Annotated in this window: 25 protein-coding genes; 8 read left to right on the top strand and 17 right to left on the bottom strand. The window is 66.3% G+C overall.

The features are described from left to right. Positions 1-62: 62 nt before the first annotated feature. Entirely contained in the window at positions 63-818 is a 756-nt protein-coding gene (locus tag KDH83_RS13210; protein WP_212316358.1) for an aspartyl/asparaginyl beta-hydroxylase domain-containing protein, read from the bottom strand. Positions 819-1,010: 192 nt separating this feature from the next. Between KDH83_RS13210 and KDH83_RS13205 the strand changes: the two genes are divergently transcribed. Together KDH83_RS13205 and KDH83_RS13200 are read left to right on the top strand one after the other, a co-directional pair. After that, the gene (locus tag KDH83_RS13205; RefSeq protein ID WP_103271728.1) at positions 1,011-2,438 is read left to right on the top strand and encodes an NAD-dependent succinate-semialdehyde dehydrogenase; all 1,428 of its coding nucleotides are present in this window, start codon (positions 1,011-1,013) and stop codon (positions 2,436-2,438) included. A gap of 348 nt (positions 2,439-2,786) precedes the next feature. Then, positions 2,787-4,979: a hypothetical protein gene (locus tag KDH83_RS13200; RefSeq protein WP_212316356.1), complete on the top strand. Its 2,193-nt coding sequence runs from the start codon at positions 2,787-2,789 to the stop codon at positions 4,977-4,979. On the opposite strand, the gene KDH83_RS13195 is transcribed toward KDH83_RS13200, so the two are convergent. Both KDH83_RS13195 and KDH83_RS13190 read right to left on the bottom strand, forming a co-directional pair. Further along, positions 4,976-5,653, bottom strand: a complete 678-nt coding sequence (locus tag KDH83_RS13195) for a metalloregulator ArsR/SmtB family transcription factor (RefSeq protein ID WP_212316354.1) — start codon at positions 5,651-5,653, stop codon at positions 4,976-4,978. The genes KDH83_RS13200 and KDH83_RS13195 overlap by 4 nt on opposite strands. Before the next feature lie 70 nt (positions 5,654-5,723). Next, positions 5,724-6,683 carry a helix-turn-helix domain-containing protein gene (locus KDH83_RS13190; RefSeq protein WP_212316352.1) on the bottom strand — a complete coding sequence of 320 codons (960 nt, stop codon included), beginning with the start codon at positions 6,681-6,683 and terminating at the stop codon, positions 5,724-5,726. A 162-nt stretch (positions 6,684-6,845) separates the two neighbouring features. Between KDH83_RS13190 and KDH83_RS13185 the strand changes: the two genes are divergently transcribed. From KDH83_RS13185 to KDH83_RS13160, 6 genes are read left to right on the top strand one after another with little or no spacing between them, the layout of a single operon-like run. Further along, positions 6,846-7,745, top strand: a complete 900-nt coding sequence (locus tag KDH83_RS13185) for an alpha/beta hydrolase (protein WP_212316350.1) — start codon at positions 6,846-6,848, stop codon at positions 7,743-7,745. A gap of 12 nt (positions 7,746-7,757) precedes the next feature. Continuing rightward, positions 7,758-8,930, top strand: a complete 1,173-nt coding sequence (locus KDH83_RS13180) for a substrate-binding domain-containing protein (protein WP_212316383.1) — start codon at positions 7,758-7,760, stop codon at positions 8,928-8,930. A 13-nt stretch (positions 8,931-8,943) separates the two neighbouring features. After that, positions 8,944-9,714 (top strand): ABC transporter ATP-binding protein, encoded by a 771-nt coding sequence (locus KDH83_RS13175; protein ID WP_212316348.1) that lies wholly within the window; start codon positions 8,944-8,946, stop codon positions 9,712-9,714. After that, positions 9,711-10,517, top strand: a complete 807-nt coding sequence (locus KDH83_RS13170; RefSeq protein WP_212316346.1) for an ABC transporter ATP-binding protein — start codon at positions 9,711-9,713, stop codon at positions 10,515-10,517. Before KDH83_RS13175 ends, KDH83_RS13170 begins: the two co-directional genes overlap by 4 nt. Next, positions 10,514-11,524 carry a branched-chain amino acid ABC transporter permease gene (locus KDH83_RS13165; protein WP_212316344.1) on the top strand — a complete coding sequence of 337 codons (1,011 nt, stop codon included), beginning with the start codon at positions 10,514-10,516 and terminating at the stop codon, positions 11,522-11,524. Before KDH83_RS13170 ends, KDH83_RS13165 begins: the two co-directional genes overlap by 4 nt. 10 nt (positions 11,525-11,534) lie before the next feature. Continuing rightward, positions 11,535-12,602 (top strand): branched-chain amino acid ABC transporter permease, encoded by a 1,068-nt coding sequence (locus tag KDH83_RS13160; RefSeq protein WP_212316342.1) that lies wholly within the window; start codon positions 11,535-11,537, stop codon positions 12,600-12,602. Between the two features lie 99 nt (positions 12,603-12,701). On the opposite strand, the gene KDH83_RS13155 is transcribed toward KDH83_RS13160, so the two are convergent. The 14 genes from KDH83_RS13155 to KDH83_RS13090 form a co-directional block, all read right to left on the bottom strand. Further along, positions 12,702-13,232, bottom strand: coding sequence for a hypothetical protein (locus tag KDH83_RS13155; protein WP_212316340.1), 531 nt, complete (start codon positions 13,230-13,232; stop codon positions 12,702-12,704). Positions 13,233-13,380: 148 nt separating this feature from the next. Then, positions 13,381-14,040, bottom strand: coding sequence for a hypothetical protein (locus KDH83_RS32525; RefSeq protein ID WP_249205078.1), 660 nt, complete (start codon positions 14,038-14,040; stop codon positions 13,381-13,383). A gap of 130 nt (positions 14,041-14,170) precedes the next feature. Next, the gene (gene rpsQ / locus KDH83_RS13145) at positions 14,171-14,452 is read right to left on the bottom strand and encodes a 30S ribosomal protein S17 (protein WP_006216549.1); all 282 of its coding nucleotides are present in this window, start codon (positions 14,450-14,452) and stop codon (positions 14,171-14,173) included. Positions 14,453-14,454: 2 nt separating this feature from the next. Then, entirely contained in the window at positions 14,455-14,646 is a 192-nt protein-coding gene (rpmC, locus tag KDH83_RS13140; protein WP_003806912.1) for a 50S ribosomal protein L29, read from the bottom strand. A 13-nt stretch (positions 14,647-14,659) separates the two neighbouring features. Next, complete coding sequence (gene rplP, locus KDH83_RS13135; protein WP_006389610.1) at positions 14,660-15,076, bottom strand: 50S ribosomal protein L16; 417 nt, start codon at positions 15,074-15,076, stop codon at positions 14,660-14,662. Between the two features lie 2 nt (positions 15,077-15,078). Next, entirely contained in the window at positions 15,079-15,870 is a 792-nt protein-coding gene (rpsC, locus tag KDH83_RS13130; RefSeq protein WP_103271738.1) for a 30S ribosomal protein S3, read from the bottom strand. Positions 15,871-15,879: 9 nt separating this feature from the next. Next, a complete protein-coding gene (gene rplV, locus KDH83_RS13125; protein WP_006389608.1) occupies positions 15,880-16,209 on the bottom strand; it encodes a 50S ribosomal protein L22 in 330 nt (109 codons plus the stop codon). Positions 16,210-16,212: 3 nt separating this feature from the next. Then, the gene (gene rpsS / locus KDH83_RS13120) at positions 16,213-16,488 is read right to left on the bottom strand and encodes a 30S ribosomal protein S19 (protein ID WP_006216555.1); all 276 of its coding nucleotides are present in this window, start codon (positions 16,486-16,488) and stop codon (positions 16,213-16,215) included. A 12-nt stretch (positions 16,489-16,500) separates the two neighbouring features. After that, positions 16,501-17,328, bottom strand: coding sequence for a 50S ribosomal protein L2 (gene rplB, locus KDH83_RS13115; protein WP_103271739.1), 828 nt, complete (start codon positions 17,326-17,328; stop codon positions 16,501-16,503). Beyond that, the gene (rplW, locus tag KDH83_RS13110) at positions 17,329-17,625 is read right to left on the bottom strand and encodes a 50S ribosomal protein L23 (protein ID WP_006216557.1); all 297 of its coding nucleotides are present in this window, start codon (positions 17,623-17,625) and stop codon (positions 17,329-17,331) included. Continuing rightward, complete coding sequence (gene rplD / locus KDH83_RS13105; protein ID WP_103271740.1) at positions 17,622-18,242, bottom strand: 50S ribosomal protein L4; 621 nt, start codon at positions 18,240-18,242, stop codon at positions 17,622-17,624. Before rplD ends, rplW begins: the two co-directional genes overlap by 4 nt. Before the next feature lie 4 nt (positions 18,243-18,246). Next, entirely contained in the window at positions 18,247-18,936 is a 690-nt protein-coding gene (gene rplC, locus KDH83_RS13100; protein WP_199770953.1) for a 50S ribosomal protein L3, read from the bottom strand. A 505-nt stretch (positions 18,937-19,441) separates the two neighbouring features. Then, complete coding sequence (gene rpsJ, locus KDH83_RS13095; protein WP_003806903.1) at positions 19,442-19,753, bottom strand: 30S ribosomal protein S10; 312 nt, start codon at positions 19,751-19,753, stop codon at positions 19,442-19,444. 70 nt (positions 19,754-19,823) lie between these two features. Beyond that, the coding region (locus KDH83_RS13090) for an EF-Tu/IF-2/RF-3 family GTPase (RefSeq protein ID WP_249205076.1) at positions 19,824-20,262 on the bottom strand (439 nt) is incomplete at its 5' end.

Below are 20,262 nucleotides of genomic sequence, written 5' to 3'. Positions count from 1 at the left end.
ACCATCGCCCGAGCCATTGGCCAGGCCGCGCGCCCGCCTCTTGCGGACCGGCCCCCGGGCATTCAGCCGCGCCCCTGCTTCTTGCCGTAGTAGTCCCGTTCCCAGGCATCGTGGTTGACCTTGCCCCGGCGGATCTCGTCGGTGAACGGCGCCGCCATCAGCACCAGCCGGTTCAGCCACTTCACCGGCGCGCGGCACGGCCGCTCGAAATCCACGAACAGGACGGCGCGCACGCCATCGGTGTCGTTATGGACCTGGTGGGGATACAGATCGTCGAACACCACCGCCCGGCCCTCGCGCCAGCTGTAGCGCTGGCCGCCGACCTCGATCCAGCACTGCTCGGCGGGTTCCGGCACGACCAGGCCCAGATGCAGCCGCAGCACGCCGTTGTAGGGACCGGTGTGCAACGGAATGCGCTTGCCCGGCTCCAGGATCGAGAAGAAGGCGGTGCGCAGGCCGGGGATGGCGCCCAGCGCCCGGGCCGTGGCCGGACAGCGCCGCAGGTTGCGGTCCGACCGCAGGCCGTAGCCCATGAAGACGAAGGTCTTCCACTGGTTATCCGACGTGATCATGCCGACATCGGGGGAAATCTCGTGAAAAGACGGAAGATGATCGCGCTCTGAAAGGAGTTCCAGCAATTCGGCGCGGATGCCGGGGGTCTGCGCCTCCAGGGCGGCGACCCAGGGAAACTGCCCGTTGTCGAAGATGGGGTGGTCGCCTACCAGTGACGACAGAGCGATGCGATGGCGCAGCCAGTCGATGAAGCGGAAAAAAATCCGGGAGTAGATGCTGGACGGATTCTTGTCGACGGGTTGCACGGTGGATATCGGGTGCGGACAGCCAATGGTGCCCTCATTGTGTCCACCCGCCTGCGGCGGCGCAAGGGTTGGAAAGCACGGATTGGCCCCAGTCCGCCGCTCGAAACTGGTCCTCCCCTTGCCGTACAAGCTGGTTTAGACTGGCACGGACAAACTTCACGCCCCCACCCCATTTCGCAAGGAACGACAGGCATGTATGAACAGTTGGCGCTGTATATCGACGGCGAATTCCTCGCCGGCGAGGGCAGGCGCACCCAGGACGTCATCAACCCGGCCACGCTCGAAGTGCTCGGCCAGCTGCCCCACGCCACCGAAGCCGACCTGGACCGCGCGCTCGCCGCGGCCCAGCGCGCCTTCGAGTCCTGGAAGAAATCCTCTCCCATGGACCGTTCCGCCATCCTGCGCAAGGTCGCCCAGCTGTCGCGCGAGCGCGCCAAGGAAATCGGCCGCAACATGACCCTGGACCAGGGCAAGCCGCTGGCCGAGGCCGTGGGCGAAGTCTCGTCCTGCGCCGAGCACGCCGACTGGCACGCCGAGGAATGCCGCCGCATCTACGGCCGCGTGATCCCGCCGCGCAACCCGGACGTGCGCCAGATCGTGGTGCGCGAGCCCATCGGTGTGTGCGCCGCCTTCACGCCCTGGAACTTCCCCTACAACCAGGCCATCCGCAAGATCGCCGCCGCGCTGGGCGCGGGCTGCACCGTGGTGCTCAAGGGGCCCGAGGATTCGCCGTCCGCCGTCATGGCGATCGCGCGCATGTTCCACGAGGCCGGCCTGCCCAAGGGCTGCCTGAACATCGTCTGGGGCGAGCCCGCCAAGATCTCCGACTACCTGATCCGCTCGCCCATCGTGCGCAAGGTGTCCTTCACCGGCTCGGTGCCGGTGGGCAAGCAGCTGGCCGCGCTGGCCGGCGCGCACATGAAGCGCGTCACCATGGAACTGGGCGGCCATTCGCCGGTGCTGGTGTTCGACGACGCCGACATCGACCGCGCCGCCGAGATGCTGGCCAAGTTCAAGATCCGCAACGCCGGCCAGGTCTGCGTGTCGCCCACCCGCTTCTACGTGCAGAACGGCGCCTACGAGCAGTTCCTGGCGCGCTTCACCGACGTGCTGAAGAACGTCAAGGTCGGCGACGGCCTGGAAGCCGGCACCGACATGGGCCCGCTGGCGCACGAGCGCCGCGTGCCGGCCATGGCGGCCTTCGTCGAGGATGCCCAGAAGCACGGCGGCAAGGTCGTCGTCGGCGGCGGCGCGCTGGACCGCAAGGGCTTCTTCTTCGCCCCCACCGTGGTCACCGACCTGCCCGACAACGCCATGCTGATGACCGAGGAACCCTTCGGCCCGGTGGCGCCGGTGGTGCGCTTCAGCGACACCGACGAAGTGCTCAAGCGCGCCAACAGCCTGCCGTTCGGCCTGTCGTCCTATGTCTTCACCAATTCGCTGAAGACCGCCACCAAGGTCTCCAACGGCCTGGAAGCCGGCATGGTCAACATCAACCACTTCGGCAGCGCGCTGGCCGAGACGCCGTTCGGCGGCATCAAGGACAGCGGCATCGGCAGCGAAGGCGGCCTGGAAACCTTCGACGGCTACCTGGTCACGAAGTACATCACGCACATCTGAGCGTGTTCCGGCGCCAGCCGGAATGAGGCAACGGGCTCCTTCGGGAGCCCGTTAGCCTTGTGGCCCCGGCGCGCCGGGTGCGACATGCGGCCGGCATGATCTGCGAGCGCCGGTGAGACAATTCCTCGGGGCCATTGCGTCTTGCGCCTGGCCCGTCACGGCGCTCTCGCGCGCCGCTCCCCGCCCTCCTTCCGTCCCGACATCGCCCGCCTGCGACCACGCACGCGGGCTTTTTTGCGTCGCGGGCCGCGGACTCCTCCCGCCGCGACCTCCCAACCCGACTGCGTCCACACGCGCGTCGGAACGGCGGACGGGCATGTTCCTTTCCATCATCCGAACGAGGCTCTCATGCAGACCAGCACTTCCGTTCCCTCTACCTCCGTTCCCGCGCCCCGGGCCGCGTCCATGTTCTGGCAAGCCTGGGCGTCCAACGTGGACGTCCGCCGCCAATGGGACCGTCTGGGCGTGGGCACGACGATCTTCCAATGGGTGGCCGTCAACGGCAGCTCCTTCATCCCCAATCCCTGGCTGCCGCTGCACGGCAGCCAGCTGGACCTGGCGGACATCGCCACCCGGCCCTGGGGGCGGCGCATGATCATCGGCACGCCGGGCCTGTCCGACGAGACCCAGGCCCGCGCCCGCATCCACGAACTGGCCGACCTGGCGCAGAAGTTCGGCACGCTGTCATACCCGTCCAACGCCGCCGGCTTCTATTTCCCGGTGGAGATCGATCCCACCTACACCGCCGCGCCCGCCGACTTCGGCGCCATCTGGTCCAAGCTGCCGCGCCCCCTGTACGTGTCGGTCTACTACGGCGCCGGCGTCGACGACGCGGCCGCCGCGCAATGGCTGGACTCGTTCATCCCGCAGGACGTGACCATCCTGTTCCAGGACGGCGTGGGCGCGCACGGCGCGACGCCGCAGCAGGCGCTGGCCCGCTTCGACCTGATCCGCGCGCGGCACCCGAAGACCGAGATGATCGCCGAGGCCTTCCGTCCGAACCCCACGCCCGGCGGCGCCTACTTCATGCCCGCCACGGCGGCCGAATACCAAGCGCAGCTGCAGGCCTATGCGCATCTGGATCCGGTGCACGTGTTCGACGGCCCCAACTACCTGGACGCGGCGCTGATCCAGCGCATTGGCGGCGTGGAGCCTGCCCTGCCGCCGACGGCGTTGAACGCGCGCGTCAACAGCTGGGGCGATGTACGGCTGGACTGGCAACGCGCCAGCGCCGCATCGGTGGCGGTGGCGAAATACCGCGTCGAGATCCTGGACGGCATGGGCGCGCAAGTGTTGCGCCGCTACGAGGTGCCCGGCGGCCAGGCCCACTGCTTCTATCCCGTCGACGATGGCGTGGCCGATTTCGGCTTCCCGCCCGCCTACCTGGTCTGGCGCGTGACCGAAGTGGCGGCCAACGGCTACGAAAGCGATCCCTCGGCCCTGTCCGCCGGCATGGCGGTGCAGGACAACAGCTGGGCGCAGGCCGTGGTCGGCATGGCCGGCACGTCGTACACAGGCGGCTACTTCTCCGATCTGTCGGACCTGAGCAATCCCGGCACCACCGGCGTCGCGGGCCGCAAGTCCAGCGTCGCCGCCGCCACGCTGCGTCGCGCCATGGCGCAGGCGGCCGGCCTGCACATCGCGCAGATCCTGCCGGTGAACCTGACGGTCGGCGGCTCGCACCTGTCGCGCACCAGCGCGGACCTGCTGTACAGCACCAGCTACTGGTGGGACGACACGCAATCGGTGCCCGGCCCCAACCTGCTCGCCATCCAGCCGCGCATCGCGGCGCTGGGCGTGCCGCTCACGCACATGATGTGGTCGGGCGGCGTGGAGCCGGACGCCATTTTCCAGTACCCGGCGCAGCGCGACGCCATCCTCGCGGCGGCCGCCACGGCGCTGACGGCGATCCACGCCACGGTGCGCGACTACGGCGGCAACCCCCAGCTCAAGCTGTGGCTGCAACCGCATCTGCGCGCCTACTACGGGATTCCGCCGCGCGAAGGCACTGCGCTGCAATACAAGGCCGTGCGCGACGCGCTGGTGAACGTGGCGCGCGCCGATCCGGCGATATACGTGGGCACCTGGGTGCCGGGCGCGGCCTTCGCCTACGACTACTGGAACGAAATGCCGCAGATCGGCTGGGTGCACCCGGTGCCCTCGGCCTACCACGCGGCGGCCGACGAAATGGGCCGGATGATGGCGCTGAACGGCGACCTGGCCGACGCGGCGCCGGTCTGGGCGACGATGGCGCCGCCGTCTGCCCCGACCGTGCAATGGCAGCCGTTGGAAGACGTGTCGGTCAGCTGGAATCCGCCGCAATCGGGTACGGGCTGGTTCCGCGTGCGCAACCTGCACCTGGGCACCGGCGTCGTCATCGACCAGCGGGACACACCGTCGAACCAGTACGTGTTCACGCGCGCCAAACAGATCGCAACCTACGGCTACACGACTGCGGGCGTGTCGCTCGATATCTGCGAGTTCGATCCGGCCAGCGGCGCCGAAGGGCCGGTGCTGAGCGTCACGCAGTACAAGCCTTAGTCGGGCGACTCCACCCGCAGGCCGGCGGCCTTCCATTCGGGGAAGCCGGCCTCCAGCCTGCGGGCCTGCATGCCGCGGGCCCGCAGCGCTGTCACCGCCTCGCTGGACAACACGCAGTACGGCCCGCGGCAATAGGCCACGATCTCGGCGCCGGCCGGCAGGTCGCCCAGGCGGCGCTCCAGTTCCTCGGCGGGGATGTTGACCGCGCCGGGCAGGTGGCCGAGCGCGAACTCCTCGGCCGGGCGCACGTCCAGCAGCGTCACGCTCTCGGCCTTCAGCAAGCCAACCAGTTCGGTGATCGACACGCCGTCCAGCCGTTCCCGCTGGTGGATGCTGTCGGCGATGACCTCGCGCATTTCGGCGTGCTGATGCTCGGCGCAGGCGCCCAGGGCGGCCAGCAGCGCGGCGATGGGGCCATCGCCCAGCCGGTACAGCACGCGCTTGCCGTCGCGGCGCGTCTGCACCAGGCCGGCGCGGCGCAGGTGCTGCAGATGCTGGGATGTATTGGCGACGGTCAGCCCGGATAGTTCGGACAGCCGTTCCACCGCGCGCTCGCCCTGGGCCACGTGTTCCAGCAGGACCAGCCGGTGGGCATGGCCCAGGGTCTTGGCGATCTCGGCCAGCGCCTCGAAACGCTGGGCGGAGGAAGGTGAAGAAGTTGCGGACGTGCTCATCCGGCCAACATACCATCGGCCCGATACACGATCAATCAAGGAATTGAATGTTTTGGCCAGGACCGGCCCTTCAGGACCGGGCCCGCCAATCCCGCGGCGTCATGCCGAAACGGCGCTTGAACAGCCGGCTGAAGTGCGAGGGATGCGAAAACCCCGCCTGATATGCGAGCTCGGCGATGCTGCGATGGCGATGCAGCGGGTTGAGCAGCAGTTCGCGGCACCGTTCCAGCCGCTCCTCGAAGATGAAGGCCTCGGCCGACGTTCCGCCGGCGCGCAGGATCCGGTGCAGGTACGCCACCGACAGGCCGCAGCCGTCGGCCACCCGCTGCGGCGACAGATCCGGATCGGCCAGATGCTGGCGCATGTAGGCCAGCGCCCGCTGCCGATGCGCCAGCGTCACGCTGCTGTCGGACGCCGAGGCCTGCGCCTGCCCGTCCTGCACCATGAACAGCGCGATCAGGTCGATCAGCCGCTCGCCCAATTCAGCGACTTCCCCGTCCGACCAGCCGTCCATGCCCTTGAACAGATGGTCCATGTAGCTGGCCAGCATGGCGCCTCGCGGCGAACCGTCGTCGATGCGCAGCTTGTGGAACGCGCCGATGCGCGAATCGCGCTGCGACAGCGCGCTGCGCGGAAACGACACGCTCAGGCTGCGGTAACCGGCCGCCCCCAGCGCGGTGGCCTGGTAGGGCAGGCTCTGGTTCATCAGGTACACGCAGCCCGGCTCGACCTGGAACTCCCTGCCCTGCTGCACCACCGCCAGCGGGCCGGACAGCGGCAGGCCGAAGGTGTAGAACTCCTGGTCCAGGCGCGACACATTGCCGGCGGTGCGCTCCAGCCGCTGCCCCTGATAGTGCAGATCGTTGAACTGCAGGCTGGCGCGGCGCGCGTAGCGCACGTGGCCGGCGAACTGCGCCGGCTTGCCGTGGTGCACCTCGAACGGGCCGAAGGCGTCGGCCAGCGCCTCGCGCCAGCGATCGTGGCGTTCGGCGCCGGCATCGGCCGAAATGGCGAATTCCGTGTCCGGCATGGCGCGGTCTCCTTACGCGGGAAATGGCGCAAATTGATCTTGCGTCTACATATTCTTGATCCACCCTGCTGCGGGGCGGCGGACGCATTGTGGACGCGCCTGGCGCAAGTCTATAGTCAGCCGGATAAGCACACAACAACCTGGAACATCCGGGAGGAGACCATGACTCAAGCGACCGCACAGGCCGCCCGTCATACGCCGGCCTCGCGCTACCTGCGCTGCGAGGGCCGGGAACTGCATTATGTGGAATGGGGCGCGCCCGACGCGCCGCCCGTCATCATGTGGCACGGCCTGGCCCGCACCGGCCGCGACTTCGACGAGCTGGCGCAGGCGCTGGCCGGCGACTATCGCATCATCTGTCCCGATGCCATCGGCCGCGGCCTGTCGCAGTGGAGCCCGGACCCCGCCGCCGAATACCGCCTGGACTTCTACGCCCGGCTGGCGCGCGCGCTGGCCGACGGGCTGGGCCTGGCGCGCCTGCGCTGGGTCGGCACGTCCATGGGCGGCGCCACCGGCATGCACGCGGCCGCCACCACGCTGCGCGACCGCATCTCGCACCTGGTGGTGAACGACATCGGCCCCACGCTGCCGCAGCCCGCGATCGACCGGATCCTGGCCTACGCCGGCCAGCCGCCGGCGTTCGATACCGTGACCGAACTCGAAGCCTGGCTGCGCGCCGCCTACAAGCCCTATGGCTGGCAGAGCGACGAACAGTGGCGCCGCATGGCCGAGACCTCGGTACGGCGCCTGCCCGACGGCCGCGTCACCGCGCACTACGACCCTGCCATCGTCGGCCAGTTCAGCCACCACCCCGGCGACTACGAACGCTGGGAGGGCTACGACAGCCTGCGCATGCCGCTGCTGCTGCTGCGCGGCGCCGATTCCGACCTGCTGCTGCCCGACGTGGCGCACGCGATGACCCAGCGCGGGCCGCGCGCGCAGCGCATCGACTTCCCCGACTGCGGCCACGCCCCGGCGCTGAACGTCGCGCCGCAGATCAACGCCGTCAGGCAGTTCCTGGCTCAACCGGATCACGCGGCGGCGCCCGCCCCCGCGCATTAGGAGACAACCATGATGAAACGCGTATTGCTGGCCGCGATAGCCGGCCTGTGCATGCAATCGGCCGCCATGGCCAAGGACTTCGTCGTGGCCCACGTCTACGACAAGACCGGCCCGCTCGAAGCCTATGCCAAGCAGACCCAGAACGGCCTGATGCTGGGCCTGGAGTACGCCACGCAAGGCACGATGACGGTGGCTGGCCGCAAGATCCGCGTGATCGAGAAGGACAACCAGGGCAAGCCCGACGTGGCGCGCGCGCAGCTGGCCTCGGCCTATGCCGACGACAACGCCGACATCGCCGTCGGCCCCACGTCCTCGGGCGTGGCGCTGGCCATGCTGCCCATCGCCGAGGAGTACGAGAAGATCCTGCTGGTCGAACCCGCCGTGGCGGATTCGATCACCGGCGACAAGTGGAACAAGTACATCTTCCGCACCGGCCGCAATTCCTCGCAGGACGCGATCGCCAACGCCGTGGCCTTCGACCAGGAAGGCACGTCGATCGCCATGCTGGCGCAGGACTACGCGTTCGGCCGCGACGGCGTGAAGGCCTTCAAGGGCGCCCTGAAGCACGCCAAGATCGTGCACGAGGAATACCTGCCTGCCAACGCCACCGACTTCACCGCCGGCGCGCAGCGCCTGTTCGACGCGCTCAAGGACAAGCCGGGCCGCAAGATCATCTTCATCCTCTGGGCCGGCGCGGGCAACCCGTTCAAGATCGCGGACCTGGATCCGAAGCGCTACGGCATCGAGATCGCCACCGGCGGCAACACGCTGGCTGCAATGACGCCGCTGAAGTCGCTGGCCGGCATGGAAGGCGCCACCTATTACTACTACGGCATCCCCAAGAATCCGGTCAACGACTGGCTGGTCGCCGAGCACCAGAAGCGCTTCGGCCAGCCGCCGGACTTCTTCACCGCGGGCGGCATGTCGGCCGGCATCGCCATCGTGCAGGCGCTGAGCAAGACGCAGGGCAAGTCCGACACCGACACGCTGATCAAGGCCATGGAAGGCATGAGCTTCGACACGCCCAAGGGCAAGATGACGTTCCGCCCGCAGGACCACCAGGCCATGCAGTCGATGTACCACTTCCGCATCAAGAACGACGCCTCGGTGCCCTGGGCCGTGCAGGACCTGGTGCGCGAGATCACGCCCGACCAGATGGACGTGCCCGTCCAGAACAAGCGCTAGCGCATCGCCACCCATGCTCGAAACCCAAGCGCTCACGATCCGTTTCGGCGGGCACGTGGCCGTCGACAGTGTCAGTTGCGGCTTCGCGCCCGGCACCTTGACGGCCATCGTCGGCCCCAACGGCGCGGGCAAGACCACGTACTTCAACCTGATCTCCGGCCAGCTGCGCGCCAGCGCCGGTTCGGTGCGGCTGAACGGCCGCGACCTGACCGGACTGTCCGCGCCGGCCCGCATGCATGCGGGCCTGGGCCGGGCCTTCCAGCTGACGCAGCTGTTCCCGCGCCTGAGCGTGCACGAGAACGTCCGGCTGGCGCTGCAATCGCGCCAGCAGGGCCTGGGCTGGCGCCAGATCCGCTTCTGGCGCACCTGGGACGACGACCGCGCCCTGATCGCGCGCGCCAATGAATTGCTCGAGCGCACCCGGCTGTCCGCCCGGCGCGACCACATCGCCGCCGACCTGCCGCATGGCGACCAGCGCAAGCTGGAAATCGCCATGCTGATCGCGCTGGAGCCGCAGGTGTTCATGTTCGACGAACCCACCGCCGGCATGAGCGTGGACGACGTGCCGGTGGTGCTGGATCTGATCCGCGAGATCAAGAACGACCGCAGCAAGACCATCCTGCTGGTGGAACACAAGATGGACGTGGTGCGTGAACTGGCCGACCGCATCGTGGTGCTGCACAACGGCCGGCTGATGGCCGATGGCGAGCCCGCCGAGGTCATCGCCTCGCCCATCGTGCAGCAGGCCTACCTGGGCGTGGCCCCGACGGAGAAGACGGCATGAGCGCGATAGCGCGCGGCGCGGGCGCCGCCCCAGGCACGAATACGCCGGCGGGCGAGACCCGCCCGCTGCTCGAATTGAAAGACGTGCACACGCACATCGGCGCGTACCACATCCTGCACGGCGTGGACCTGACGGTGCCCGCCGGCCAGGTGACCATGCTGCTGGGCCGCAACGGCGCCGGCAAGACCACCACGCTGCGCACCATCATGGGCCTGTGGAAAGCCTCGCAAGGCAATCTGCGCTTCGACGGCGAGGCCGCCGGCGGACCCGGCGTGCGCGTGTCGCCGCCCGACATGGCGCGCCGCGGCGTCGCCTACGTGCCCGAGAACATGGGCATCTTCGCCGACCTGTCGGTGAAGGAGAACATCCTGCTGGCCGCGCGCGGCGCCGCCAACGCCAGCCAGCTCGACACGGCGCGGCTGGAATGGATCTTCGGGTTCTTCCCCGCGCTGCGCAAGTTCTGGCTGCATCCAGCCGGCAAGCTTTCCGGCGGGCAGAAGCAAATGCTGGCGGTCGCGCGCGCCATCATCGAACCGCGCCGGCTGCTGCTGATCGACGAACCCAGCAAGGGCCTGGCGCCGGCCATCGTGCAGAACATGATCGACGCCTTCATCGAGCTCAAGCAGGCAGCCACCACCATCCTGCTGGTCGAGCAGAACTTCAATTTCGCGCGCCAGGTCGGCGACCGCGTGGCCGTCATGGACGACGGCCGCGTGGTGCACGCCGGCTGCATGGCGCAGCTGGCCGAGGACGAGGCGCTGCAGACGCGCCTGCTCGGCCTATCCCTGGGAAGCCACCAATGAGTACCCTGGACGCCGACGCTCCGCTGCCGCAGGTCCGCGCCGACCTGCGCCCCGTGTTGCTGGTGCTGGCGCTGGCCGCCATCGCCCTGCCGCTGGTGGGCTCCTTCTCGACCTGGCTCACGCTGACCTTCGCCGGCCTGGCGATGGGCATGATCATCTTCATCGTGGCCTCGGGCATGACGCTGGTGTTCGGCCTGATGGACGTGCTGAACTTCGGCCATGGCCTGTTCATCGCCATTGGCGCCTACCTGGCGTCCACCGTGCTGGGCGCCATGGGCGACTGGACCCAGTCCGGCAGCCTGTGGATGAACCTGGCCGCCGTGCTGCCGGCCATGATCGTGGGCATGCTGGTGGCCGGCGCCGTGGGCCTGGCCTTCGAGCGCGTCATCGTGCGGCCGGTCTATGGCCAGCACCTGAAGCAGATCCTGATCACCATGGGCGGCATGATCATCGGCGAAGAGCTGATCAAGATGATCTGGGGCCCGCAGACCATTTCGCTGCCGCTGCCGGAAGCGTTGCGCGGCGCGGTGCTGCTGGGCGATGCCGCCATCGAGAAGTTCCGCATCGTGGCGCTGGTCGGCGGCCTGGCGGTGCTGGGCGGCATGCTGTGGCTGCTCAACCGCACCAAGCTGGGCCTGCTGATCCGCGCCGGCGTGGAAGACCGCGAAATGGTCGAAAGCCTGGGCTACCGTATCCGCCATCTGTTCGTCGGCGTGTTCGTGGCCGGCTCGATGCTGGCCGGACTGGGTGGCGCGCTTTGGGGTTTGTACCAGCAGTCCGTGGTGCCGCAGCTGGGCGCGCAGGTCAACGTGCTGATCTTCATCGTCATCATGATCGGCGGGCTGGGATCGACGGTGGGCTGCCTGATCGGCGCGCTGCTGGTTGGCCTGATGGCCAACTACACGGGCTTCCTGATGCCCAAGGCCGCGCTCTTCTCGAACATCGCGCTCATGGTCGCCATCCTGCTGTGGCGCCCGCAAGGCGTCTACCCCGTCGCCAACCGCTAGGACCCGCCTCATGTCCCTACGTCTGCTTTCCGGCGATCCTCCGCGCAGCATGGTGCTGGGCGCGCTGCTGATCGCGGTGGCGCTGCTGCTGCTCGCCGCGCCGTTCCTGTTCCCCGGACCGAAGTCGCTCGCGGTCGCGGCCAAGATCCTGGTGTTCATCGTGCTGGTGGCCAGCTACGACCTGCTGCTGGGCTATACCGGCATCGTCAGCTTCGCCCACACCATGTTCTTCGGCATCGGCGCCTATGGCGTGGCCATCGCCAGCGTGCGGCTGGAGCCGGGCTGGACCGCGGTGCTGGCCGGCGCCGCCAGCGGCCTGGCGGTGTCGCTGGCCTTCGCGCTGCTGATCGGGCTGGCCAGCCTGCGCGTGCGCGCCATCTTCTACGCCATGATCACGCTGGCCGTGGCCGCCGCCTTCCAGACGCTGGTATCGCAGCTGTCGGATCTGACGGGCGGCGAGGACGGGCTGAACTTCAAGGTGCCGCAGATGCTGCGCCCCGCGTTCCGCCCCTTGTCCGAACCGCTGTTCGGCGTCACGGTGGACGGACGCATCATCACCTACTACCTGATCGCCGCGGTCGCCGTCGTGCTGTTCCTGCTGCTGCTGCGCATCGTCAATTCGCCGTTCGGCCGCGTGCTGCAGGCCATCCGCGAAAATCCGTTCCGCGCCGAGGCCATCGGCTACCGCACGGTGCTGTACCGCAGCCTGTCCAACCTGCTGGCGGCCGCCTTCGCCACGCTGGCCGGCGCGCTCTACGCGCTCTGGCTGCGCTACAACGGGCCGGACACCTCGCTGTCGTTCGAGATCATGCTGAACATCCTGCTGATGCTGGTGATCGGCGGCATGGGCACCATGTACGGCGCGGTGATCGGCGCGAGCCTGTTCGTGTTCGCGCAAAGCTATCTGCAGGACGGCCTGCACCTGATCCACGAAACAGTGGCGGGCGTGGCGCCGCCGGCGCTGCTGTTCGAGCCCGACCGCTGGCTGCTGTGGCTGGGCATCCTGTTCGTGGTGTCGGTGTATTACTTTCCGACGGGGATCGCGGGACGGCTCAGGGAACTGGCGCAGCGACGATAAGCCGGCGCGCTTGCCGCGCCGGCGGCCACGGTTCCCGGGCTCAGGCAAAAGCTGCTGCTGCCTGCTTTTGCCTGGCCATCCACGGCCTCGCGCCGCGCGCTATTTCACGCGGCTGCGCACATCGTCCACGCTGCGCTTTACGTCATCCACGCGCCGCTGCAGATCGTCGATCTTGCGGCTGCTGGAATCCGCGTTGCTGTTCAGTTGCGACACGCTGCGCGACAGCTTCTCCAGTTCGTTCTTCTGGCTGTCCGCGTTGCGGCTCAGCTTGTCCAGGTCGTTGCGCTGGCCATCGCTGCTGCGGCCGCCGTCGCCCTGCTTGCGCTCCAGCGCCGACAGTTTCTGCGTCTGTTCTTCCAGCTTGCGGCTCAGCTCCTCGTTCTTGCGCCGCAATTCCGTCAACGCATCGGCCTGCTCGCTGATCTGGCGGGTCAACTTGCTGACCTCCATGCCCGCACGCACCTGACCGTCGCTACCGATGACGACCACGCTCTCGCTGAAGGGACGCTGCACAGTGACGTCCTTCAATTGCACGCTATTGAGATCGGCCTGGGCTGCCGGCGCCATCAAGATCATCGCCATCGGAACCACGCCGCAAGCGGCCACGAACTTACCCACAGATCCACGCATGTTTCACGCTCCTGCCGACTGAAGTCCGGGCACGCGGAATGCGTGCCCGCGAGAGTTGTAACAGGCGGGATCGAGGCCGGGAATACCCTGATTCCGGACAGTTGCTACGCTGGGTTTCAGAGTTGGGGTGTGCGCCGAAGGCGGCCCCTCAACGCGACGGCGTGCTCAAGGTATTGGCATTGCGCAGCATGCCGTCCACCTTGCGCTGCATGGCATCGACCTGGCGCCGCGCATCCATCGTGCCGTCCAGGCGCGAGCCGGCCGGCGCGGGGGCCAGCTTCGGCATGGAAGGCGGCGGCTGATCGGCCGAACTCCGGCTCAGCGGAATCGTGCCTGGCGGCGCTGCGCGCGGACCCGGCGTTTGATTGAACAAGCGTTCCAATGCCTGCAAGCGCATGCGTTGTTCGTCGATGGCGCGCTCCTGTCCGGCGAGCGCCAGCTCGTCCTCGTCTTGCGTGCCAAAAATGGCGGCATGGTCACGCGAGCCCGCGGGAAACTGCACGCGCGGATCGGGGCCGGCGGTCAGGGCGTTGCCGCCCCGCTTGTCGATGGGCATCGGCACATCGCCAGGCGATGCGACGGACCTATCCGCGCCAGTTTGAGCACCAGGATTTGCGACGCCGGCCTTGGCAGCCGGTCCGGCCAGCCCCTGCTCCGCCACCGGCATCGCTGGCGTGGGCGCCGCGCCCACAGGCTCCGCGGGCAGCGACTGCGCCGCGGATATCGTCCAGGCTGCCGTGCATGCAAACACGCTCATGCCGCACGCCGCGCGTGCGATCCGCTTGAAGCCTGAAAAACGGCGGCCCATGTCTTTGCCCTGCTCCCCATTACCTGGTTGCGCGCGTCTCGCCGGACGCGGCAGACGAAAAAAAACGGCAAGGGTTTGATCCCTTGCCGTTTTTATATCAGAACGGCATGCCGTCCCGATGAACTGCTACTTAGATGATACGCGCGGCTTCAACCAGACGCACCACACGCCACGACTTCGAGCGCGAGATGGGACGGCCTTCAGCGATTTCAACGGTATCGCCTTCGTTGTACTGGTTCGACTCATCGTGCGCCTTGTACTTCGCGGAACGCATGATGATCTTGCCGAAGATGGGGTGCTTGACGCGGCGCTCGACGAGCACGACGACAGTCTTGTCCATCTTGTTGCTGACGACCTTGCCAACCAGCGTACGCTGGCGCTTGGCCACTTGGGTGTTTTGAGTTTCGCTCATCTTTATTTCCCTGCCTTCTCGGTCAGCAAGGTACGCACGCGCGCGATGTCGCGGCGCACGTTGCGCAGCTGGCTGGTATTGGCAAGCTGCTGCGTGGCCTTCTGCATACGCAGACCGAATTGTGCCTTCAGCAGGCTTTCGAGCTCTTTGCCGAGCTCGGCGGCATCTTTCGAACGGAGTTCGCTGGCTTTCATGTCTTAGTACTCCTTAAGCACCGATATGACGCGCGACGAACGTGGTCGAAATCGGCAGCTTGGCAGCGGCCAGGCGGAAAGCTTCACGCGCGAGCTCTTCGCTAACCCCTTCCATTTCGTAGAGCACCTTGCCGGGCTGAATTTCGGCGACCCAGTACTCCGGGTTGCCCTTACCGTTACCCATACGGACTTCGGCAGGCTTCTGCGAGATCGGCTTGTCCGGGAAAATCCGGATCCAGATGCGGCCGCCACGCTTGATGTGACGGTTGATGGCACGACGAGCGGCTTCGATCTGGCGGGCGGTCAGACGGCCACGGCCGGTGGCCTTCAGACCGAATTCGCCGAACGACACGTGGGTGCCGCGAGTCGCCAGACCGGTGTTGCGGCCCTTTTGCTCTTTGCGATACTTTCTGCGAGAGGGTTGCAGCATGGTTATTCTCCTTCAGGAGCCGGAGCCGCGTCCGCCTTGCGGGGACCACGGCCACGACCACCCGGACGACCGGTGCGAGCACCTTCCGGACGATCGCCACGCGGAGCGCGGCGCGGACGGCGTTCTTCTTCACGCGGGGCGGCGGTTTCCGGCGGCAGTTCGCCGTTGGCCAGCATGTCGCCCTTGTAGACCCAGACCTTGATGCCGATCACACCGTAGGTGGTGTGGGCTTCGGAGGTGCCGTAGTCGATGTTCGCCTTCAGCGTGTGCAGCGGCACACGGCCTTCGCGATACCACTCGGTGCGAGCGATTTCGATGCCGTTCAGACGGCCCGACGACATGATCTTGATGCCCTGGGCACCCAGACGCATGGCGTTCTGCATCGCACGCTTCATGGCGCGACGGAACATGATGCGCTTTTCGAGCTGTTGCGAGATCGAATCGGCGATCAGTTGAGCATCGGTTTCCGGCTTGCGGATTTCTTCGATGTTCACGTGCACCGGCACGCCCATCAGGCGCTGCAGATCAGCCTTCAGGCTTTCGATGTCTTCGCCGCGCTTGCCGATCACCACGCCCGGACGAGCCGAGTAGACGGTGATGCGGGCATTCTTGGCGGGACGCTCGATGATCACGCGACCAACGGAGGCGCTCTTGAGCTTCTTCTTCAGGTACTCGCGGACGCGAATGTCTTCGGCCAGCATGGCGCCGAAGGCCTTGTCGTCGGCGAACCAACGCGAGGACCAGTTACGGGTGACCGCGAGACGGAACCCAGTGGGGTGAATTTTCTGACCCATCGTGACTCCTTAAGCTCCGACCTTGACCGTGATGTGGCAGGTCTGCTTCTCGATACGGTTGCCGCGGCCCTTGGCGCGAGCGGAGAAGCGCTTCATCGACTGAGCCTTGTCCACGAAAATCGTGGTGACCTTCAGTTCGTCGATATCGGCGCCGTCGTTGTGCTCGGCGTTGGCGATGGCGGACTCGACAGCCTTCTTCAGGATGGCGGCGGCCTTCTTCGGCGAGAAGGTGAGGATTTCCAGCGCACGGCCGACCTTCTGGCCGCGGATCAGGTCCGCAACCAGGCGAGTCTTTTGTGCGGAGATGTGAACCCCACGGATAATGGCAGTAGTTTCCATCGCTTACCTCTTCGCCTTCTTGTCCGCGGCGTGACCCTTGAACGTACGGGTCAGCGCGAACTCGCCCAGCTTGTGACCGACCATGTTCTCGTTGATGTAAACGGGAACATGCTGCTTGCCGTTGTGCACAGCGATCGTCAGACCGATGAACTCGGGCAGGATCGTGGAACGGCGCGACCAGGTCTTGATCGGCTTCTTGTCTTTGCCCGCGACGGCCGTGTCCACCTTTTTGATCAGGTGAGCGTCGACAAACGGGCCTTTCTTGATCGAACGTGACATAGTGTTCGCCTCTTACTTGCGCTTGCGCCGTTGGACGATCATATTGTTCGTCCGCTTGTTGCGACGGGTCTTGAAACCCTTCGCCGGAGTGCCCCACGGGCTGACCGGCTCGCGTGCTTCACCGGTACGGCCTTCGCCGCCACCGTGCGGGTGATCGACCGGGTTCATGGCCACGCCACGAACCGTCGGGCGGACACCGCGCCAACGCATTGCACCGGCCTTGCCGATCTGGCGCAGGCTGTGTTCTTCGTTACCGACTTCACCGATGGTGGCGCGGCACTCGATGTGCACGCGGCGCACTTCACCCGAGCGCAGACGAACCTGGGCGTACGTGCCTTCGCGGGCCAGCAGGACGGCGGAAGCGCCGGCCGAACGGACCATCTGAGCACCCTTGCCGGGGATCATTTCCACGCAGTGGATGGTGGTACCCACCGGGATGTTGCGGATCGGCAGCGTGTTGCCGGCGCGGATCGGGGCTTCGATGCCCGAGACCAGCGTGGCGCCCACTTCCAGGCCACGGGGAGCGATGATGTAACGACGCTCGCCGTCGGCGTAGCACAGCAGAGCGATGTGCGCCGTACGGTTCGGGTCATATTCCAGACGCTCGACCTTTGCCGGGATGCCATCCTTGTCGCGACGGAAGTCGACGACACGGTAGTGTTGCTTGTGACCACCGCCACGATGACGGACGGTGATGTGGCCGTTGTTGTTACGGCCCGAGCCACGGGTCTTCTTTTCGAGCAGCGGCGCGTAGGGCTCGCCCTTGTGCAGGTTCGGGCTGACAACCTTCACCATGCCACGGCGGCCAGCCGAAGTCGGCTTAACTTTTACGAGGGCCATTTACTTCACCTCCGCAAAGTCGATTTCCTGGCCGTCCTTGAGCGAGACGTAGGCCTTGCGCTCATTGCGACGGCGGCCGACGAAACGGCCAAAGCGCTTGACTTTGCCCTTACGGTTGAGGACCTGCACGGACTCGACCTGCACCTTGAAGAGCAGTTCGACGGCAGCCTTGATTTCCGGCTTGGTAGCGTCAGCCACGACACGGAAAGCGACTTGCTGATTCTTCTCAGCGACGAACGTGGCCTTTTCGGTCACGATCGGAGCCAGAATGACTTGCATCAAGCGTTCAGCGTTCATCCCAGCATCTCCTCGAGTTGAGCGATGGCCGGCTTGGTGATCAGCACTTTCTTGTAGTGGACCAGCGACAACGGATCGGCGTAACGGGGCTCGACCACGGCAACGTGCGGCAGGTTGCGGGTGGCGAGGTAAACATTTTCATCGACGTTGTCGGTGATGATCAGCACCGAATCCAGGCCCAGGCTCTTCAGCTTGGCGGCAGCCAGCTTGGTCTTGGGGGATTCGAGGTCGAACGATTCGACGACGGCGATGCGGTCTTCGCGGGCCAGCTGCGACAGGATCGAGCGGATACCGGCGCGGTACATCTTCTTGTTGACCTTCTGGCTGAAGTTTTCTTCAGGCGAGTTCGGGAAGATGCGACCACCACCACGCCACAGCGGCGACGAGGTCATACCGGCGCGAGCGCGGCCGGTACCCTTCTGACGCCAGGGCTTCTTGGTGGAGTGCTTGACTTCGGAACGGTCCTTCTGGGCGCGGTTACCGGCACGGGCGTTGGCTTGGAAAGCCACGACGACCTGGTGAATCAGCGCTTCGTTGAAGTCACGACCGAAAATCGTGTCGGGCGCGCTGAACGTAGCGGCAGCCTGACCTTGTTCGTTCAGGAGCTTGAGATCCATTTACTTACGCTCCCTTCTTGGCCGGGGCCTTGATGGCCGGGCGCACGACGATATCGGAGCCAGCGTGGCCGGGGACGGCGCCCTTGACCAGCAGCAGGCCGCGCTCGGCGTCAACGCGAACGACGTCCAGGTTCTGGACGGTGCGGGTGACGTCGCCCAGGTGACCAGCCATGCGCTTACCCGGGAAAATACGGCCCGGATCTTGAGCTTGACCGATCGAGCCCGGCACGCGGTGCGAACGGGAGTTACCGTGCGACGCGCGTTGCGAACCGAAGTTGTGGCGCTTGATGGTACCGGCGAAACCCTTACCGATGGTGGTGCCCGTCACGTCGACCTGTTGGCCGGCTTCGAACACGGATTCCACGGCGATGACGGCGCCAGCCGCGAATTCAGCGGCGCGGGCGGGGTCGAGGCGGAACTCTTTCAGGATGCTGCCGGCTTCAGTGCCGGCCTTGGCGTAGTGGCCCGTTTGCGGCTGAGCCACACGCGAGGCACGACGGGTGCCATAAGCCACCTGGATCGCGGCGTAGCCGTCGGTTTCCAGCGACTTAACCTGGGTCACACGGTTGTTCGACACGTCCAGCACGGTTACCGGGATGGATTCACCTTCCTCGGTAAAAATGCGGGTCATGCCGACCTTGCGACCCACCAGACCCAGCCGGTGAGCGGCGGGCGTGGGTGTCGAATTCGACATCGTTTTCTCCATTCCCGACTGCGATTGGTCGGGGCTAATCGGGCAAAAGGTAACGGCCTTTGCCCTACGACTATGTGCAACCTGGCCCGGACTTTCCGGGCGTTTCCCCTGCGGGTTTCCTTACGGATTCACGCAAAAGATCCGGCAACGCAAAGCGTCGGACCATAGTTAGACTTGCCACAAAATGGCAAGCTTGGCATATTAGCACGTTTTTTTCAGGCAACACAAGCACTTAGCGCGTTTTCCGTGTCGGCCGCGCGACGCGGAGCGGGCAGATCGGCGGCCAGGCCTGCGGCGGCATGCCGGTATCTTCCGGCACTCAGCCCTGATCAATCGTTGATCAGCGGCTGACCGACAAAGTAAGCGCCTGCTAACTTACCTGCGCCTTGTGTACAGCCCGCGCCTGCGCTGGCACCGGCCACAAAACAAAATGGCCGCAGTCCCGAAGGATTGCGGCCATTTTTCACAGGTCGGCGGGCGAAGGTCGCCAACCTGCTACGCCTACTTACTGCAGCGCGATTTCGACGTCGACGCCGGCCGGCAGGTCCAGACGCATCAGGGCGTCAACGGTCTTGTCGGTGGGATCAACGATGTCCATCAAGCGCTGGTGCGTGCGGATTTCGAACTGATCGCGCGACGTCTTGTTGACGTGCGGCGAACGCAGCACGTCATAGCGACGGATGCGCGTGGGCAGCGGCACCGGACCACGGACGACGGCGCCCGTGCGCTTGGCGGTATCAACGATTTCAGCGGCCGATTGATCGATCAGCTTGTAATCGAAGGCTTTCAAGCGGATGCGGATCTTCTGGTTTTTCATGGCGTTTCCTAAAGAACGAGTTGCGAGGGCGCGGTGCGCCCCCGCTGGGTAGGTGCTGCTTGTGATCCGATTACTTCAGGATCTTGGCGACGACGCCGGCGCCGACGGTACGACCGCCTTCACGGATGGCGAAGCGCAGGCCTTCTTCCATGGCGATGGGGGCCAGCAGCTTGACGGTCATCGTCACGTTGTCGCCCGGCAGAACCATTTCCTTGTCGGCCGGCAGGTCGATCGTGCCCGTCACGTCCGTCGTGCGGAAGTAGAACTGGGGACGATAGCCGTTGAAGAACGGGGTGTGGCGGCCGCCTTCTTCCTTGGACAGGATGTACACCTCGGACGTGAAGTCCGTGTGCGGGGTGATCGAGCCCGGCTTGGCCAGAACTTGGCCACGCTGGACGTCTTCACGCTTGGTGCCGCGCAGCAGGATGCCCACGTTGTCGCCGGCTTGACCTTGGTCCAGCAGCTTGCGGAACATTTCCACGCCCGTGCAGGTCGTCTTGACCGTCGGG

This window comes from Achromobacter sp. Marseille-Q0513 (genome assembly GCF_018195695.1).
Classification (GTDB): domain Bacteria; phylum Pseudomonadota; class Gammaproteobacteria; order Burkholderiales; family Burkholderiaceae_B; genus Achromobacter.
Note: the sequence above shows the minus strand (reverse complement) of the source record. Positions and strands in the feature narration are given on the sequence as shown.

What these genes read in the sequence shown, in the direction of transcription:
- KDH83_RS13205 (WP_103271728.1), top strand. Translation starts at nt 1,011, where the DNA reads ATGTATGAACAGTTGGCGCTGTATATCGACGGCGAATTCCTCGCCGGC.
- KDH83_RS13200 (WP_212316356.1), top strand. Translation starts at nt 2,787, where the DNA reads ATGCAGACCAGCACTTCCGTTCCCTCTACCTCCGTTCCCGCGCCCCGG.
- KDH83_RS13195 (WP_212316354.1), bottom strand. Translation starts at nt 5,653, where the DNA reads ATGAGCACGTCCGCAACTTCTTCACCTTCCTCCGCCCAGCGTTTCGAG.
- KDH83_RS13190 (WP_212316352.1), bottom strand. Translation starts at nt 6,683, where the DNA reads ATGCCGGACACGGAATTCGCCATTTCGGCCGATGCCGGCGCCGAACGC.
- KDH83_RS13185 (WP_212316350.1), top strand. Translation starts at nt 6,846, where the DNA reads ATGACTCAAGCGACCGCACAGGCCGCCCGTCATACGCCGGCCTCGCGC.
- KDH83_RS13180 (WP_212316383.1), top strand. Translation starts at nt 7,758, where the DNA reads ATGAAACGCGTATTGCTGGCCGCGATAGCCGGCCTGTGCATGCAATCG.
- KDH83_RS13175 (WP_212316348.1), top strand. Translation starts at nt 8,944, where the DNA reads ATGCTCGAAACCCAAGCGCTCACGATCCGTTTCGGCGGGCACGTGGCC.
- KDH83_RS13170 (WP_212316346.1), top strand. Translation starts at nt 9,711, where the DNA reads ATGAGCGCGATAGCGCGCGGCGCGGGCGCCGCCCCAGGCACGAATACG.
- KDH83_RS13165 (WP_212316344.1), top strand. Translation starts at nt 10,514, where the DNA reads ATGAGTACCCTGGACGCCGACGCTCCGCTGCCGCAGGTCCGCGCCGAC.
- KDH83_RS13160 (WP_212316342.1), top strand. Translation starts at nt 11,535, where the DNA reads ATGTCCCTACGTCTGCTTTCCGGCGATCCTCCGCGCAGCATGGTGCTG.
- KDH83_RS13155 (WP_212316340.1), bottom strand. Translation starts at nt 13,232, where the DNA reads ATGCGTGGATCTGTGGGTAAGTTCGTGGCCGCTTGCGGCGTGGTTCCG.
- KDH83_RS32525 (WP_249205078.1), bottom strand. Translation starts at nt 14,040, where the DNA reads ATGGGCCGCCGTTTTTCAGGCTTCAAGCGGATCGCACGCGCGGCGTGC.
- rpsQ (WP_006216549.1), bottom strand. Translation starts at nt 14,452, where the DNA reads ATGAGCGAAACTCAAAACACCCAAGTGGCCAAGCGCCAGCGTACGCTG.
- rpmC (WP_003806912.1), bottom strand. Translation starts at nt 14,646, where the DNA reads ATGAAAGCCAGCGAACTCCGTTCGAAAGATGCCGCCGAGCTCGGCAAA.
- rplP (WP_006389610.1), bottom strand. Translation starts at nt 15,076, where the DNA reads ATGCTGCAACCCTCTCGCAGAAAGTATCGCAAAGAGCAAAAGGGCCGC.
- rpsC (WP_103271738.1), bottom strand. Translation starts at nt 15,870, where the DNA reads ATGGGTCAGAAAATTCACCCCACTGGGTTCCGTCTCGCGGTCACCCGT.
- rplV (WP_006389608.1), bottom strand. Translation starts at nt 16,209, where the DNA reads ATGGAAACTACTGCCATTATCCGTGGGGTTCACATCTCCGCACAAAAG.
- rpsS (WP_006216555.1), bottom strand. Translation starts at nt 16,488, where the DNA reads ATGTCACGTTCGATCAAGAAAGGCCCGTTTGTCGACGCTCACCTGATC.
- rplB (WP_103271739.1), bottom strand. Translation starts at nt 17,328, where the DNA reads ATGGCCCTCGTAAAAGTTAAGCCGACTTCGGCTGGCCGCCGTGGCATG.
- rplW (WP_006216557.1), bottom strand. Translation starts at nt 17,625, where the DNA reads ATGAACGCTGAACGCTTGATGCAAGTCATTCTGGCTCCGATCGTGACC.
- rplD (WP_103271740.1), bottom strand. Translation starts at nt 18,242, where the DNA reads ATGGATCTCAAGCTCCTGAACGAACAAGGTCAGGCTGCCGCTACGTTC.
- rplC (WP_199770953.1), bottom strand. Translation starts at nt 18,936, where the DNA reads ATGTCGAATTCGACACCCACGCCCGCCGCTCACCGGCTGGGTCTGGTG.
- rpsJ (WP_003806903.1), bottom strand. Translation starts at nt 19,753, where the DNA reads ATGAAAAACCAGAAGATCCGCATCCGCTTGAAAGCCTTCGATTACAAG.